Origin of the sequence: Geminocystis herdmanii PCC 6308 (genome assembly GCF_000332235.1) — a bacterium.
In the GTDB taxonomy this organism is placed as follows: domain Bacteria; phylum Cyanobacteriota; class Cyanobacteriia; order Cyanobacteriales; family Cyanobacteriaceae; genus Geminocystis; species Geminocystis herdmanii.
In genome coordinates this window covers 1,687,187-1,702,590 of sequence record NZ_CM001775.1, presented here as the reverse complement: position 1 = coordinate 1,702,590, position 15,404 = coordinate 1,687,187, and the positions used below count along the sequence as shown (strand labels likewise).

Genomic DNA, 15,404 nt, shown 5'->3' with positions numbered 1-15,404 from the left:
CAAATTGTTAGAGTAATGTTTTATAATTAAAAAAAATCAATTGATTGCAAGGAGTTTTGTATTTTTGGCTAAATTATCTCCTGAAGTATTAACTACTATTTTTAGTTTACAAAGACGGCTAATAGAACTTATTGCCGAAACAAAAATAACTGAATTTAGTCTTTTTGAACGCTATGGCGAAACAGAAGAAACATTACCCGAATTAGAGCAAATTCAGAATTGTTTCGAGCGATTAAAAAACCCTTACTCTCGTCTTCATACCTTAACCCTTAGAATTTCTGAATATTATCCAGTAGCTCCTTCTGCTATCCTAGAATTGTTAAGTGAAACTATCGAACAAGCTCAACTATCAGCCGATGTCGTCGGAGCAAGTCTATCCGAAACTCAAAAAAATTGGAGATTATGATGAACAACCTATATTATATTCCTGATCTAAAAGCAAGAACTAAAAGCGTAGCTAAATGGCGAGAAGCTTGTCGTAAATTGGATTTAGTTACCTTAAAATTTGATGAATTAATTGCCATGATTGAAGTCGATTTACGTCATCAAAGTTTGGAGAGACTTCAAAATCAAATTGAACTAAAAGATTAGATTTCCCAGCGATCGAGTTTGGGGGTTCGGGCGCGCAGCGTGCCTTTGGCATCGAGTTTTGGGGGAGGTTCGATCGTGTTTGGATGTGTTGGGTTACACTTCGTTAACCCAACCTACAGTGTTGATTATGATTAGTTCGATCGAGTTTAAGACTTAAAAAAGTAGCTATATTTCAAGCTACTGATTTTTTTAGAGATAAAAATTAGAACTTACTTAACCATTGTTGTAAATCGTCGATCGAATCCATATCAAATAAATCCTCTGCTAATGTTTCTAAATCATCAATATTTAAGGCTTTTACTTGAGTTTGTAACTGAGTATTGATTGTTCCCAATTTCTTGGTTAATTGACGAATAATTAATTCTTTATCTCGATCGATCCTTTGCTGTAAACCTCTTTGTAAACCTTTTTCTAAACCTCTTTCTTCCGCCATTTGCTCAAAAGGGCTAACTAAGGGCATAATTTTTTCCTCCTCGTATTTAATAATTTTTTTGTTCAAATCTTGCTGTAACAATGATGGTAAAGTCATCATTGCATCGATAAATTTAAACAGTTTTACTATTTCTAATTTACTGTATTCTTTATCGTATAAACTTCTGATTAAATACCATTTCCATTGTTCTCTTTCTGTTAAATTACTGGTGGTTATTTTGGTTTTTAAATGTGCCATTACTAGCATCGCAAAAGGGTTTAAATTTGCTTCTAATTCATCCCATTTTTCTTGATAATCTAATAATTTTATCGTGGGAAAATTCAGATTCAGTTGACATCCTCCTAAATCATAACCATAATTGGAAGGTCGCCATTTTTCTTTTTCATCCCCTAGTATAGCAAGGCTAATTACTGGTTTTCGATACAAGTCAAAAGCACGATAATGATAAATAAACATTCTTTGATTAAAGTCACTATCATATTGACTTTGTACTTCGATGTGAACTAAAATCCATACTTCTTGTTCATCTTTCAAACATACTTGAAACAGTTTATCCACCAATCTTTTACTATCCGAAGAATCGGCGGTGATTTTCTGTAATTCTTTATCTAAAGATGTTATCGGTTTTAACCAGTCAATGAGATTATATACTTCTGGAAAAAAGAAGTCTAAAAAATGATTGAAGTAATCTCCGATGGCCTCCTTCCAAGGTTCATCATAATTAGCGTTTATTTCTGTCATTAATTGAATTGATTGTCAAACTTTCAGATCACTTAGAATATACGTTTATTGTCTATTTTTGCCTAACTCTCCTTAAAAAATTGCTTTGAGGAGAAATTGAGGTAATGCTAACATTCGTTTCCACCGTTGAGGTTCTTGATATAATCGGTATAGCCATTCTAAATGATTATCGCAGAAAAATTTAGGCGCTCTTTCTTTGACTCCACTCCACACATCAAAACTACCGCCAACTCCAATCCATACCGCATTCGGTGCAAGATAGCGATGATTTTGAATCCATAATTCCTGCCTTGGTACTCCTAACCCTACTAATATTAGTTTAGGTTGTATTTGTTCGATCGAGTCACACCATAATTTCAAATCTGACTCAGAAAGATAACCATGATTATAGATAATATTGGCATGGGGCAACTTTTCGAGCCAAACTTGTGCGGCTTTTTCCGTAACTCCGGGGGCACCTCCATAAAAACAGATAGGATAATCTTTTCCTCGTTTACCTAACTTTTCTATCATAGAAGCGGATAATTCTATTCCTGCGATTCTTTGTTGGGTTTGTCCTCTACGTTTTAAATAGAATATCACCCCTGAACCATCAGGGACAACTAAATCCGCTTTTTTGATAGCCTTAGCTAAATCTGGGTTTTTTTGCGCCATCATTGCCATTTCTGAATTCATAGTGACAACATGGGTAAACTTACCATTATCAATACGATTTATCAGCCAATTTTCGTAATTATCGCTTAAATGAACAGGTAAGTCAAAAATTGCGGAAGTCTTCATAAATAACTACAGAGTTTAACTAAGAATTAGAAATTAAAAATCAGGAATGAGGAAGGGTTGAATATTATTCAACCCCTACAAACTTACTCAAAATCTTTTCAATAATTTTCCTTTTTTTAAAGGGATTCAAGGTAATTCTATTTGTTATGGTGATAAATAGTATTACGATTAAACTGAAACAGTGGTTTTACGACGACGGCGGGTAAATTTTCCGTCGGTTTCTTCCATGTCGGAGTCTTCCTCAACATTAATACCGTTTCCGTTTCCGTTTCCATTGCCGTTAGTGGTAACGATTTTTGGACTGTTTTCTTGTACCTGTAACATAAAAATAACTAAAGGTTCACTTTGTAATTCTCGTTGAATTAAGCGCTCTAAGTTAGCTTCCACATCAATGCGAATGCTAGTCCAGTTTACTTGATCATCACCATTTAACAATAGATTACTTTTGAGTCGATCGACAATAGTTCTGTCAATGGTACGAATAATCATACGTTCGAGGCTTGAAACTTCAATCTTACACACAACCCCTCGTAAATGAATTTGAGGTTCGGTTAATAAACGTCCTTGATCATCTATACTAGCGGCAATGGTAATGACTCCATCTTCTGCTAATTTTTGACGCTCTTCCATGACGTTATCATGAACTACTCCTGCGGTGTCAACTAACTGAATACCAGATGGTACTTTTTCCGCTTTACGAATACTATCACTGGTTAGCTCGATCGTGTCTCCGTTTTGAATAATTACGATATTTTCCGCAGGAATACCGACACTTTGAGCGGTTTTCGAGTGTTGTACTAACATTCGATGTTCACCGTGTACAGGTACAAAAAACTTAGGTTTTGCTAAGGATAACATCAATTTTTGATCTTCTTGACAACCATGGCCTGAAACGTGTACGTTAGCTTGTTTGCCATAAACTACACTTGCTCCTTGCATCATCAATCGATCGATGGTGTTAACCACTGCGATCGTATTACCCGGAATAGGATTAGCAGAGAAGATGATAGTATCACCCTTACGGATTCTAACTTGACGATGTTCACCCTTAGAAATACGAGTCATGGCGGCGAATTTTTCCCCTTGTGAACCCGTACAGATAATCAACACCTCGTTTTCTGGTAAACTGCTAAGGTTGCGCAACGGCACGAATAAATTATCAGGTACTTTAATATAACCCAAGTTCCGCGCATGGGCGATGACATTTAACATCGATCGACCGACTACGCCAACTTTTCTGTTATATTGCATCGCCAACTCTAATAACATATTAATGCGATGTACGGAAGTGGAAAAAGTCGTCACCATTAAACGCCCTTGCGCTTGGTTGAAAACCTTTTCTAAACCGGGGTAAACTGATCTTTCAGAAGGTGTAAACCCCGGTACTTCTGAATTAGTGGAATCCCCTAATAAACATAATATGCCTTCTTCTCCCAATTGGGCTAAACGATGAAAATCGAAATATTCTCCATCCACGGGAGTATGATCTATTTTATAATCTCCCGTATGAATTAACACACCGATGGGGGTATGAATGGCGAGGGTAAAACTATCGGCGATGGAGTGAGTATTGCGAATAAACTCAACTTTAAAATGTTTGCCAATTTTGACAACTTCCCTCGGTGTAACACTTTTGATAATAGTTCGATCGTACAACCCTACTTCCTCTAACTTATCCCGTAACAGAGACATAGCCAAACGAGGGCCATAAATAATCGGTGTGTCAATCTGTTTGAGGTGATAAGGAATACCTCCCACATGATCTTCATGTCCATGAGTTACAACCATAGCTTTAATCTTATCTTGATTTTCCTTCAGATAGGTCATATCAGGTAAAACAACATTAATACCGTGCATACCATCCGTAGGAAAACCGATACCTGCATCTACTAAAATAATTTCGTCTTCATACTCATAGATACAAGTATTTTTACCAATTTCATGCAATCCCCCTAGAGGAATTACTTTTAAAGTTGGCTTATTATTATTGTTATTGCGAGATGGAAGAATTATTGCAGGTTTTTCCATAGCGGTGGTTTTTCTTTTTCTAGCTTGAATTTGATACATATTTATTCCTATTTTTGACTAAGTTTTGACAATTTAAAGAAAAAGTTTGGTTATATATTTTTAGGGATTAATTTTTCACGCAAAGACGCAAAGACGCAAAGGATTTTGTCCTGATTTCTCCTAATTTTTATATATTTACCTTCATTTTTTTTCCTTCAAAATAGAATCTCTCCTATTCACGAATCAATCAATTATTGATTTACCTTAGCAATCCTAAATCATTCATGAGAGTTGATTTATTTATATCAAAGTGTTCAAATCTTTTAAAACTTGACACCTTAATAGGGTTGCTCTATTTCTATTAACATCATGTTAAATACATGAATTATTCCCTCCTCAAAAACATAAATTTATTCTCTCTCTTTCATTAACTGAAAAACTTTTTTATAATTTTTAAATAGTAACAATTAGCTAATTATTTTAAGATTTTACTATTTATAATAACTCTAAACTTTGTAAAACTTTTTCTACTTCTTGTTGTTGATTCGGCAGTAGAGAAGTTAAAGGCAATCTGACACCCCCGACATCCCAACCTTGTAATTGTAGGGCATATTTAACAGGAATCGGGTTAGTATTGCAAAAAATAACTTTAAATAAACTATATAATTTTTGTTGAATTTTCTGAGCTAACAAATTATTACCTTCTTCGTATGCTTTAATCATAGTTTGCATTTGATTTCCCACTAAATGACTAGCTACACTTACCACTCCAACGCTTCCTACTGTCATCATAGGTAAGGTTAAAAAGTCTTCTCCTGAATAAATTAAAAAATCTGAAGGAGCAAGTATTCTTATTTTAGCAGTTTGTTCCAAATCTGCACTAGCTTCTTTTACCGCTACGATATTATCCAAATCTTGAGCTAATTTTGCTGTAGTTTCCGCTTCTAAATTTTTACCTGTCCTCCCCGGTATATTATACAACATCATCGGCACATCAGGACAAGATTGCGCGATCGAGCTAAAGTGTTGATATAAGCCTTCTTGGGGCGGTTTATTATAATAAGGCACAACTTGCAAACTGCCGTCAATACCTATTTTACTCGCTTTTTGAGTGTCTTTAATGGCTTTAGCCGTAGAATTTGAACCAGTACCCATGACAATCTTAGCACGATCGCCCACCGCCTTTTTAACAACTTTGAGTAACTCATATTTTTCATCGTCTTCCAAAGAAGGAGATTCCCCCGTAGTGCCACAAATAACTAAGCCGTCACTACCATTATTCACTAAATGATCAGCTAATTTTTCTGCAACATCATAATTTATTGACAAATCCTCCTTAAAGGGTGTCACCATTGCGGTTAAAACTCTACCAAAAATATAATCACTCATTATTATTATCAATCAACGGAAGGGTTAGGTAAGGGAACAAGCCCATAGTTTAAATTATTATACATTAAACTGACATTCCACAGAGCAAAGCCAAAAGAAAACTGATTTTAATTATACAATTAAACTTAATACTTAATACTTAATACTTAATACTTAGTTTAGCCTTCCCATTTCCAATGATTCATTTCTGTTTTATCGATACCGTGGGTATGGGCGTAATTTAAGTTATCAATAATCTCATTTTTCATACGTTCTTTTAAGTATGCCGCACGAGAGCCTAATTTGGGTACTCTATCGATCACATCAATTACAAGGTTAAATCGATCGATCTGGTTTTTGATAGCCAATTCAAGGGGGGTGTTAATATTACCTTCCTCTTTATAACCTCTCACATGGAGTCGATCGTTATGAATATGACGATAAGCTAATTTATGAATTAACCAAGGATAGCCATGGAAATTGAAAATAATGGGCTTGTCTTCCGTAAATAAAGTGTTGAAATCACGGCGAGATAAACCGTGGGGGTGTTCGGTATCATCTTGTAATTTAAAGATGTCCACCACATTGATAAAGCGCACTTTTAATTCAGGACATTCACGGCGTAAAATTTGGGTAGCGGCTAAAGATTCTTTGGTAGGCACATCACCGCAGGAAGCCATAATTACATCTGGTTCGTCGGGAGAAACACCTTGATCATCATTACTCGCCCATTCCCAAATACCGATACCTTTGGTACAGTGTTTCACTGCTTCGTCGATCGTCAAATATTGCAAATGTTTTTGTTTATCCGCAACGATAACGTTAACATAATCCTTACTGCGTAAACAGTGATCAATCACACTTAATAAACAGTTCGCATCAGGGGGAAAATAAACACGGGTTACATCTGCACTTTTATTAGTGACTAAATCCACAAAACCCGGATCTTGATGAGAAAAACCGTTGTGATCTTGTCTCCATACAGTAGAAGATAAAAGAATATTTAAAGAAGAAACGGGAGCCCGCCAAGGCACATGATTTTTACAAATATCTAACCATTTTGCGTGTTGGTTAAACATGGAGTCGATAACGTGGGCAAAGGCTTCGTAGGTATGGAATAAGCCGTGTCTGCCTGTTAAAAGATAGGTTTCTAACCAACCTTCGAGGGTGTGTTCGCTCAACATTTCCATTACTCTACCATCAGGAGACAATTCGCCCCCGTCAGCATCTTCGGGTAAATAGTCCGCCATCCAGACTTTTTTCGACACCTCGTAAATGGGATTTAAGCGGTTAGAGGCAGTTTCATCGGGTCCAAATACTCGAAAACTGTGCATATTATTTCTCATCACATCCCGCAAAAAGATACCCATAATTTTGGTGTTTTCCACTTCCACTGTACCGGGGGAGGGAATTTCTACGGCATAGGTAGGATCACGAAAATCAGGTAAGTTTAAATCTTTTCTGAGTAAACCGCCGTTGGCAATGGGATTAGAACTCATGCGTCGATCGCCCTTGGGTGCTAATGCTTGTAATTCGGGCATTAAACAACCATTTTCATCGAATAATTCTTCGGGTTTATAGCTTTTCATCCATTCTTCTAAGAGTCTCAGATGTTCAGGATTACTGTGCATTTCTCCCATAGGTACTTGGTGCGATCGCCAAAAACCTTCCATTTTCTTTCCGTCCACATCTTTAGGTCCTGTCCAACCTTTGGGAGACCTAAAAACAATCATAGGCCAACGAGGACGCTTAGGAACGCCACTATTACGACATTCTTCTTGAATAGCCCTAATTTTGCTGACACATTCCTCAAGAGTTGCTGCCATTTTCTGGTGCATGTCCATCGGGTCTGATCCTTCCACGAAATAAGGTTCATAACCGTAACCGATGAAAAGTGCTTCTAATTCCTCATGGGAAATTCGAGAAAGAATAGTGGGGTTCGCAATCTTATAACCGTTTAAGTGCAAAATTGGTAATACCGCACCATCACGAATGGGGTTGATAAACTTGTTAGAGTGCCAAGAAGTAGCCAAAGGACCTGTTTCCGATTCACCATCTCCCACCATTACCACAGAGATCAAATCGGGATTATCTAAAATTGAGCCGTAGCCATGGGATAAACTATAACCTAACTCCCCTCCTTCATGGATTGAACCGGGGGTTTCAGGGGTAACGTGACTGCCGATGTGGCCGGGGAAAGAAAACTGTTTAAAAAACTTCTGCATTCCTTCTTCATCAAGGCTTTTATCAGGATAAATTTCCGAGTAAGTACCTTCTAAATAAACTGGTCCTAAAATACCGGGCGCACCATGACCGGGTCCTGCTAAATACACCATGTTGAGATCGTATTTATTGATGAGGCGATTGAGGTGAGTATAGACAAAACTTAACCCCGGACTCGATCCCCAGTGTCCTAAAAGGCGATTTTTAACGTGTTCAGGTTTTAAATGTTCTTTGAGTAAGGGATTGTCTTGTAGATAAATCATCCCTACTGCTAAATAATTACAAGCGCGCCAATAGGCGTGAATTTTTTGCAGTTCTTCTGTGGACAGTGTATCCGCTACAGGCTTAGTGATTCCTTGAACCATAATCTTGATTAATCTTCAAATTTTGCTATCAGTCTAGCATCAAGTTTTAAAAAAATTCAACTATTTATGAAATTTTTAAGTTAAGAAATGATTAAATTTGTTTTAAGAATTTTTGGCTATAGTTAATTTAAGTTTTTTTATTAAAAAATTAGTAGTTTTAAATTAGATTAATTTTTCGTCTTAATTATATCAATCGATAAGAGGAGAAGAAAAAGAAAATCAGTTAGTTTTTTTAAATACAATTATGTGTAGATGTATATTAGCGTATAATTAGGGATCATTTTTTATCATATTTTATTCGATATGGAAGCCTTTGCTCGTGTTGCTCCTGAATGGACAAAAACTGCTACTCATGCTTTATCATTTAATTGTCCTCGTTGTCATGGTGATTCTCGTCAAGCGAAAAAAGTATGGCTTAATCGTTATTCTCCCGTGATGATGGAAGATTATACCAGAAAATGGCAAGAGTTTTATATGTGTGAGTGTGATCAAGTATGGTGGGCGTGGAATTGCGATCGCACTCCTTTAGTAGTAAAAGATGAACAAGAATAATTTGTAAGAATTTTTAATGACTTATCATTAGAATATCAAATTTAAGTAAATACATTAAAGTTCTTATTAATAGGGGAGTATTTTCAGCTCCATAAACTTCTATAAAATAAGCAACTTTGAGAGTTTTATTAATGCTTAAATCAGCAATAATTCGATCGATAATATCATTAGATAAACGAGAATTTGCTCCAAAATTTGTCGCCCAAATACTGCGAATTTTTTGTAAAGATATATCATTAGCCATCAGGCTTAATTGTAGGTTAGTTTCTGGATGAAGATGATGGGTACTATAATGGCTAAATAAATTAAAAGGATCATCACATAAAGGATGAAAAGGAGTACCTTTTTTTACGGGTACAGACATTGCTTTTATGTTTCTAATTTCGGCTAATTCTTCCCATAATTGTTGATAAGATTTAATCACATTTTGCCAATCATAAATATCCTTAACTCTTTGTTTCCCATTTTCACCCATTTTTTTTCTCAAATCAGGATTATCTATTAATTTAACTAAAGCAGTGGTACATTCATCAATATTAACCATGGTTGCAAAACAAGCCTGTGCAATATAACGACTATAATTAATCGAATCAGAATGATAATAACTAGCTAAATCGAAAGCATTATTTTTCTCAGGTATAACCGTAGAAATGCGAAAACCATCAATGTCATGACGAATAGATTCTTGATACCCATTCCAATCAGAAACTATTACGGGTAAACCTGCCGCCATGGCTTCAATGGGGGTTAATCCAAAAGTTTCTTGAATATTATCAACTAAAGAAATAAATATATCCGCAGAAGACCAAATTTTTTGACGAATTTCTTGATTTTTTCCGTTTAAAAATATATGGTTAATAGAAGGGGCAAATTGTTTAGCACTTTCCTTAAAGGTTTTTTCTTCTTTTTCATCTTCAAACCAACCGCATTGGATTAGGTAAATTTTTCCTTGATGGTTAATTTTTTTGACAGCTTTTTCTATGGCTAAATACATTGGCACAGGATGAGCTTTAGCGTAAAATACTAGACGACCAAGAAATAAAATAACTATATCTTCTTCTGTTATATTCAGTCTTTGCCTAATGGTGTTTCTAAAATCAGAATTATACTCAAATTTTTCTGATTCAACTCCTAATGGAATAACAGGTAACTTTAATTCTACATCTATTTTACAGTTTAATCTTTGTGCTAAATATTCTCCCCAATCATGAAGTATTTTATCAACGGCAATTTTAACGGCATTAGATGTACAAATTAAAGCATCCCAAGGTTGTATTGGTGCGGTGATTAGGTTGCTTATACTACTAATAGCTTCTTTAGATGTGATCGTATGGGTAACTCCACAAATACTATAACTTCTTTGGTCATAAAATCTTCTTGACCATGCAAACTGTGATATGTTAGGACTGGGAATATAAAGATTACCAACCTTAGCTAATTGATAAGATTCAGTAGTAGAAATGAAGTCAAAATTAACAGAATTTTTTAACCAAGGGGTTGTAGTTTGCTGAAAATGACAAAATTCCTCATAATTATCACTATGACAATAAAGAATATCTTTTGGAGAAGATTGAATATAGGCTTTTAAAAAACTTTCTCCTGCCGACTGTCTGCCTAATAGTCTTTTTCCTTGAGTGGTGTATCCATCAGGTTTATAATAGATTGCCGTATTTTGAGATTTTTGCTTCATAGTCGAATAAGACTTCTCCTAAAGATTCTAATTCAGAAATGGTTGCGATTATTTTTATATGATATTTCACTATTTGATATTTTTATTATTTATTAATTACAGAATAATCAATTTTGTGATTAATAGCTCGATCGACCTATAATAATGGGCATTGTTCAATTAATGGATATATGCTGACTGTTACGGAAGTAGAAAAAATTATTCTCGATTTAGTTAAACCGCTACAAGAAAAAGAAGTAGTAACCCTTCATCAAGTTACCCATCGTATTCTAGGGGAAAATATTACTTCTGGCTTGGATTTTCCTTATTGGGATAATTCGGCGATGGATGGTTATGCTGTCAAATATAAAGATGTGTCGATGGCAAGTAAAAAAAATCCTGTAAGTTTAAAGATAGTGGAAGAAATCCCCGCTGGTTATTGCCCTCAAAAAAAGATTCAGGAAGGGGAAACCGCTAGAATTTTTACGGGAGGAATGTTGCCTGATGGTGCTGATACCATAATAATTCAGGAGAATACACAACGACAAGGGGAAAATGTGTTGATTTTTTCGTCAACAATTTTGCAAGATTTTGTGAGACAAAAAGGCTCTTTTTATCAAGCTGGAGATGTGTTATTATCCGCAGGAATGAAGATAAATCCTCCCGAAATAGCTATTTTGGCAACGGCTCAATGTTTAAATATTCCTGTAGTTCGATCGCCCATTATTGCTATTTTATCCACTGGGGATGAATTAATTACCCCTGATAAACCCTTACAAAAAGGGCAAATTATCGACTCGAATCAATATCTTTTAGCTAGTTTTATCCAACAAAATGGCGGTATTCCCTTACCTTTAGGAATTATTCCAGATGATGAAACTGCTTTAGAAAATGCCATCTCTCAAGCCTTAGAAAAAGCTGATTGGGTGATTTCCACAGGAGGGGTGTCGGTGGGAGAGTATGATTATGTTGATAAAGTTTTAACTAAGTTGGGGGGAGATATTAGGGTGAAAAAAGTGGCGATGAAACCGGGTAAGCCTTTAACAGTAGCAACTTTCGGAGATAAGTTATATTTCGGTATTCCGGGGAATCCTGTTTCTACGATGGTGACTTGTTGGCGTTTACTTAAAAGTGCCATGGAAAAGCTATCAGGTAATATTAATTATAGCCCTTGTTCGATCGTGCGAGGTATCACCCATAACCATTTACGCAGTGACGGCAATCGAGAAACTTATTTATGGGGAAATGTTAACCTTATCGGGGGATATTATCACTTTACCATTGCTCAAGGTTCTCATAGTTCAGGAAACTTAGTCAATTTAAAAGGAGTCAATGCCTTGGGGATAATTCCTATCGGTACAAATTTAATCGAAATCGGCGATGATGTGCAAATTCTCCTTGTTTAATAGACATCTCCAAAATTTAAAATAATATTCCCTCTTTGTTTAAGGCAGTAGGGGAGATCAAATTTTTACAATTAGAAACACTACAGCAGTAATTTACTTTCAATTTAAGCAACCTTTTCTTTTAAAATACTAGGTATTGGTAAAGTTTCTCCTGATAGTTGATAATCCTCAATTAACAATTCTAAAACTTCGATACCATTTTGGAAGGCTTCCTCATAAGTATCACCATGAGTGCGCCATTGTTGCCCTTCAAAATCAGGAAACCCAACTAAGTAACAGTTATCAATATCAGACCATTGAATAATCATTTTATATTTTAAAATTTCATTTTCTTGATAGTCTTTGGCATCATTTCCTTCTTTATATTATACTCGCCATAACTCGTTTTCCCTATTCAATCTACTGATAATTCTAATTTCTTTTTCTTCACGGGTAATCGAGCGTCTAAATCGACTTTGTTAGATGATGCAAAATCACGAATATCCTTTGAGGCGTGAAGGGCAGAAATAACTTTGTCTTTAGCATAATCTTTACCGCAAGAAGAAGCCCCATGAATCAAGCGATGACGCAAACTCCAAGCCTTTAATAATCCTTCCCAATCTGTGACAACTTCGGGGAGTCTTTTATTTTTTTGAGGGAAAACTTCATCCTTCCAAACCGCCTTATATTTCTCCGCCCCATGACAATCCCTTAATTTCTTTCTGATTTCCACATTAGGAGAAGTACCTAAAGCAATGATAGCACGGCGAACCGTCCACTCAAAATGAATGATGGCTAATAATAGGGATAAGGAAGCATCTTCTTCCATCATTTTTAAAATACGTTCTTCTCTTATTAGATAATATATTTAATCGTTTATGTGATGTAGAAAAGAAGATTATTCATGAATTTGTCAAATATGAAAAGCCGATGACAAGACAGGAGTTAAAAACTAATTTAGATTTATCTTCAATGGATTTTATTAACGGGTTAAATTCTCTAAAAAATAGGTATTTAATCACAATAATAGAACAAGATAAAACCTTATTTCAGTTATCGGCAGTTTTTCGAGAATATGTCAAAACAAAAAGAATTATGGAAGCAAATTAATTCGGATTTGCAGAAAAAGGCTTTTGATGAGGGTGGGCAGAATATTATTCTGCCCCTACGATATACTGTAAAGATTGAACAATTCTTATTCCCCTAACATCCTAATACCTACTAATATCTAATTTTTGACTTCTCCATTTTATTCCTATGACTCAAATTCAATCAGCTTTTACTTTATTTACCAGTTTGCTGGTGGAAGCAATGCCTTTTCTTTTGATGGGGGTATTGTTATCTAGTAGTTTAATTTTCTTTTTAGATGAAAGTAGTTTAATTAGCAAGTTACCGAAAAATCCCTTTTTGGGGGCGGTTATTGGTAGTATTTTTGGCTTTTTCTTCCCAGTCTGTGAATGTGGAAATGTGCCTGTAGCTCGAAGATTTCTTCTCAAGGGTTTACCGACATCGGTGGCGGTGTCTTTTTTATTGGCTGCGCCTACGATTAATCCGATCGTACTGTGGTCAACTTATGTTGCATTTAGAGGACAACCTCAGATTGTGTGGTTAAGGGTAATTTTTTCCCTAATTATTGCTATTACTATGGGTTGTATCTTTAGTTTACAACGAGACCCTCGTCCTTTGTTAAAACCTTTATTGGCAAAACGGATAACTGCGTTAATGGCGGAAGCTGAGGAGGTAAAAGCTGAAAAATTGAGGAATGAAACGGTTAAAGAATATAGTTTGTTGCAAAGTGGTAGTTTTATTCTGGGTAGTGGTGGAAAAACCATTAAAATGGATGAAAACTTATTGACAGATAAGGATAAAAAAAAGGCGGAAATGTCTTTATGGCAGAAGTGGGATTTGTTTATTAATAATGTGCAAGTTGAGTTAAGAGAGTTAGGCGGAGTATTAATTTTAGGGAGTGCGATCGCAGCTTCTATACAAGTTTTTGTACCCAGAGAAATTATTTTAAATTTAGGACAAGACCCCATTACTTCGATTATTGCTATGATGATTTTAGCAGGGGTGGTTTCCATTTGTTCTACCGTTGATTCATTTTTTGTGCTGTCTTTTGCTTCTACTTTTACCACGGCTTCTTTAGTTGCTTTTTTAGTTTTTGGTCCTATGATTGATATAAAAGCTATGGGATTAATGTTGTCTATTTTTAAACCGAGAATGATATTTTATTTAATGGCAATTGTCGCTCAATTAACTTTTATTTTTACTTTATCTTATAGCTATTTTTATTAATTATACGAATCATGGAAATAATTTGATATTGATGAAAGTAAGGAATAGAGAATAGGCAATGAGTAATATTTTGAGATATTTTTATTGTAAAAAAAAGCAAATTAATGACAATCTTAATCTCATAAATAAAATCAAATTATTTAACATTTTTATATATAAAATTATCAATTATTCAATGAAATGAATACTCTAAAACTGACAGAATCTTGGTATAATTATTTTGATATAATAGCTATTTTTCTCTGGTCATTATTACTGTTTAAATATTGGGCAACAGGAGAGCTTTATTTACTGATTCATCCTAACTATTTTTTATTAGTATTTGCCACCAGTATTTTATTATTTATACTTTCGATCGTAAAAATTATTCTCATTATTATTAAGTCTAAAAGCAAACAAAATATCAATACGGCTAACGATAATCAACATACTAATTTATTGCCTAAAGGATGGGCAAGTAGTTTATTAATTTTGGTGGCAGTTTTAGGCTTAGTTATCCAACCAACGGTGTTAAGCAGTCAAACGGCACTTCAAAGAGGGGTGTCAGATACTTTACCGCCTACTACCGTTGAAACTCAATCTTTTCTTAATCAGACTCCCCCAGAAAAACGATCGCTGATAGAATGGGTTAGAACTCTTAATGCGTATCCTGAGCCTGATAATTATACTGGACAAAAGGCGAATATTACTGGTTTTGTGGTGCATTTAGATAATTTACCTGATAACTATATATATTTGTCTCGTTTTGTGCTTACCTGTTGCGCGGTAGATGCTTATCCTGTGGGTATTCTTGTGGAGTTGCCAAAATCTCGTGAAGAATATCCTCCTGATACTTGGTTAGAAATTCAAGGGGTAATGAAAACGGAAACTTTGCCTTCTCTTGATGCTTCTCAACAACGAGAAAAACGTCAATTAGTGTTAAAAAGTCAGAATATCCAAGTTATTCCTACTCCCCCTAATCCTTATGCTTATTAAATTTTCTTGAGTGAATCATA

At 35.1% G+C, this 15,404-nt stretch carries 14 protein-coding genes; 6 read left to right on the top strand and 8 right to left on the bottom strand.

Annotated features, from left to right (window positions below; all coding sequences use genetic code 11):
* Positions 1-64: 64 nt before the first annotated feature.
* Both SYN6308_RS08535 and SYN6308_RS08530 read left to right on the top strand, forming a co-directional pair.
* Positions 65-406: a hypothetical protein gene (locus tag SYN6308_RS08535; protein WP_017294020.1), complete on the top strand. Its 342-nt coding sequence runs from the start codon at positions 65-67 to the stop codon at positions 404-406.
* Positions 403-591 (top strand): hypothetical protein, encoded by a 189-nt coding sequence (locus SYN6308_RS08530; protein WP_237741271.1) that lies wholly within the window; start codon positions 403-405, stop codon positions 589-591. Before SYN6308_RS08535 ends, SYN6308_RS08530 begins: the two co-directional genes overlap by 4 nt.
* Before the next feature lie 202 nt (positions 592-793).
* On the opposite strand, the gene SYN6308_RS08525 is transcribed toward SYN6308_RS08530, so the two are convergent.
* The 5 genes from SYN6308_RS08525 to SYN6308_RS08505 all read right to left on the bottom strand — a co-directional run bounded on the left by SYN6308_RS08525 (position 794) and on the right by SYN6308_RS08505 (position 8,508).
* Positions 794-1,765: a DUF4351 domain-containing protein gene (locus SYN6308_RS08525; RefSeq protein WP_017294018.1), complete on the bottom strand. Its 972-nt coding sequence runs from the start codon at positions 1,763-1,765 to the stop codon at positions 794-796.
* Positions 1,766-1,837: 72 nt separating this feature from the next.
* The gene (locus SYN6308_RS08520) at positions 1,838-2,545 is read right to left on the bottom strand and encodes a WecB/TagA/CpsF family glycosyltransferase (protein ID WP_017294017.1); all 708 of its coding nucleotides are present in this window, start codon (positions 2,543-2,545) and stop codon (positions 1,838-1,840) included.
* 168 nt (positions 2,546-2,713) lie between these two features.
* Positions 2,714-4,573, bottom strand: a complete 1,860-nt coding sequence (locus tag SYN6308_RS08515) for a ribonuclease J (protein WP_192816151.1) — start codon at positions 4,571-4,573, stop codon at positions 2,714-2,716.
* A 474-nt stretch (positions 4,574-5,047) separates the two neighbouring features.
* Complete coding sequence (dapA, locus tag SYN6308_RS08510) at positions 5,048-5,941, bottom strand: 4-hydroxy-tetrahydrodipicolinate synthase (RefSeq protein ID WP_017294015.1); 894 nt, start codon at positions 5,939-5,941, stop codon at positions 5,048-5,050.
* A gap of 158 nt (positions 5,942-6,099) precedes the next feature.
* Positions 6,100-8,508, bottom strand: coding sequence for a phosphoketolase family protein (locus SYN6308_RS08505; protein WP_017294014.1), 2,409 nt, complete (start codon positions 8,506-8,508; stop codon positions 6,100-6,102).
* A gap of 303 nt (positions 8,509-8,811) precedes the next feature.
* On the opposite strand from SYN6308_RS08505, the gene SYN6308_RS08500 reads away from it, so the two are divergent.
* On the top strand, positions 8,812-9,060 hold the full coding sequence (locus SYN6308_RS08500; RefSeq protein ID WP_017294013.1) for a hypothetical protein: 249 nt from the start codon (positions 8,812-8,814) through the stop codon (positions 9,058-9,060).
* A 13-nt stretch (positions 9,061-9,073) separates the two neighbouring features.
* On the opposite strand, the gene SYN6308_RS08495 is transcribed toward SYN6308_RS08500, so the two are convergent.
* A complete protein-coding gene (locus SYN6308_RS08495; RefSeq protein ID WP_017294012.1) occupies positions 9,074-10,750 on the bottom strand; it encodes a glycosyltransferase family 4 protein in 1,677 nt (558 codons plus the stop codon).
* Positions 10,751-10,920: 170 nt separating this feature from the next.
* Here SYN6308_RS08495 and SYN6308_RS08490 point away from each other — a divergent pair, with 170 nt between their 5' ends.
* Positions 10,921-12,135, top strand: a complete 1,215-nt coding sequence (locus SYN6308_RS08490) for a molybdopterin molybdotransferase MoeA (protein WP_017294011.1) — start codon at positions 10,921-10,923, stop codon at positions 12,133-12,135.
* A gap of 104 nt (positions 12,136-12,239) precedes the next feature.
* On the opposite strand, the gene SYN6308_RS08485 is transcribed toward SYN6308_RS08490, so the two are convergent.
* Together SYN6308_RS08485 and SYN6308_RS08480 are read right to left on the bottom strand one after the other, a co-directional pair.
* The gene (locus SYN6308_RS08485) at positions 12,240-12,443 is read right to left on the bottom strand and encodes a type II toxin-antitoxin system HicB family antitoxin (protein ID WP_017294010.1); all 204 of its coding nucleotides are present in this window, start codon (positions 12,441-12,443) and stop codon (positions 12,240-12,242) included.
* Positions 12,444-12,529: 86 nt separating this feature from the next.
* Positions 12,530-12,946 carry a hypothetical protein gene (locus SYN6308_RS08480; protein ID WP_017294009.1) on the bottom strand — a complete coding sequence of 139 codons (417 nt, stop codon included), beginning with the start codon at positions 12,944-12,946 and terminating at the stop codon, positions 12,530-12,532.
* A gap of 425 nt (positions 12,947-13,371) precedes the next feature.
* Here SYN6308_RS08480 and SYN6308_RS08470 point away from each other — a divergent pair, with 425 nt between their 5' ends.
* Positions 13,372-14,409, top strand: a complete 1,038-nt coding sequence (locus SYN6308_RS08470) for a permease (protein ID WP_017294007.1) — start codon at positions 13,372-13,374, stop codon at positions 14,407-14,409.
* Between the two features lie 180 nt (positions 14,410-14,589).
* Positions 14,590-15,384 carry a TIGR03943 family putative permease subunit gene (locus SYN6308_RS08465; protein WP_017294006.1) on the top strand — a complete coding sequence of 265 codons (795 nt, stop codon included), beginning with the start codon at positions 14,590-14,592 and terminating at the stop codon, positions 15,382-15,384.
* The last annotated feature ends 20 nt before the right edge of the window (positions 15,385-15,404 follow it).

Coding starts and splice junctions, on each gene's coding strand:
- SYN6308_RS08490 (WP_017294011.1), top strand. CDS start 10,921: ATGCTGACTGTTACGGAAGTAGAAAAAATTATTCTCGATTTAGTTAAA.
- SYN6308_RS08470 (WP_017294007.1), top strand. CDS start 13,372: ATGACTCAAATTCAATCAGCTTTTACTTTATTTACCAGTTTGCTGGTG.
- SYN6308_RS08495 (WP_017294012.1), bottom strand. CDS start 10,750: ATGAAGCAAAAATCTCAAAATACGGCAATCTATTATAAACCTGATGGA.
- dapA (WP_017294015.1), bottom strand. CDS start 5,941: ATGAGTGATTATATTTTTGGTAGAGTTTTAACCGCAATGGTGACACCC.
- SYN6308_RS08520 (WP_017294017.1), bottom strand. CDS start 2,545: ATGAAGACTTCCGCAATTTTTGACTTACCTGTTCATTTAAGCGATAAT.
- SYN6308_RS08515 (WP_192816151.1), bottom strand. CDS start 4,573: ATGGAAAAACCTGCAATAATTCTTCCATCTCGCAATAACAATAATAAT.
- SYN6308_RS08530 (WP_237741271.1), top strand. CDS start 403: ATGATGAACAACCTATATTATATTCCTGATCTAAAAGCAAGAACTAAA.
- SYN6308_RS08465 (WP_017294006.1), top strand. CDS start 14,590: ATGAATACTCTAAAACTGACAGAATCTTGGTATAATTATTTTGATATA.
- SYN6308_RS08485 (WP_017294010.1), bottom strand. CDS start 12,443: ATGATTATTCAATGGTCTGATATTGATAACTGTTACTTAGTTGGGTTT.
- SYN6308_RS08505 (WP_017294014.1), bottom strand. CDS start 8,508: ATGGTTCAAGGAATCACTAAGCCTGTAGCGGATACACTGTCCACAGAA.
- SYN6308_RS08500 (WP_017294013.1), top strand. CDS start 8,812: ATGGAAGCCTTTGCTCGTGTTGCTCCTGAATGGACAAAAACTGCTACT.
- SYN6308_RS08525 (WP_017294018.1), bottom strand. CDS start 1,765: ATGACAGAAATAAACGCTAATTATGATGAACCTTGGAAGGAGGCCATC.
- SYN6308_RS08480 (WP_017294009.1), bottom strand. CDS start 12,946: ATGATGGAAGAAGATGCTTCCTTATCCCTATTATTAGCCATCATTCAT.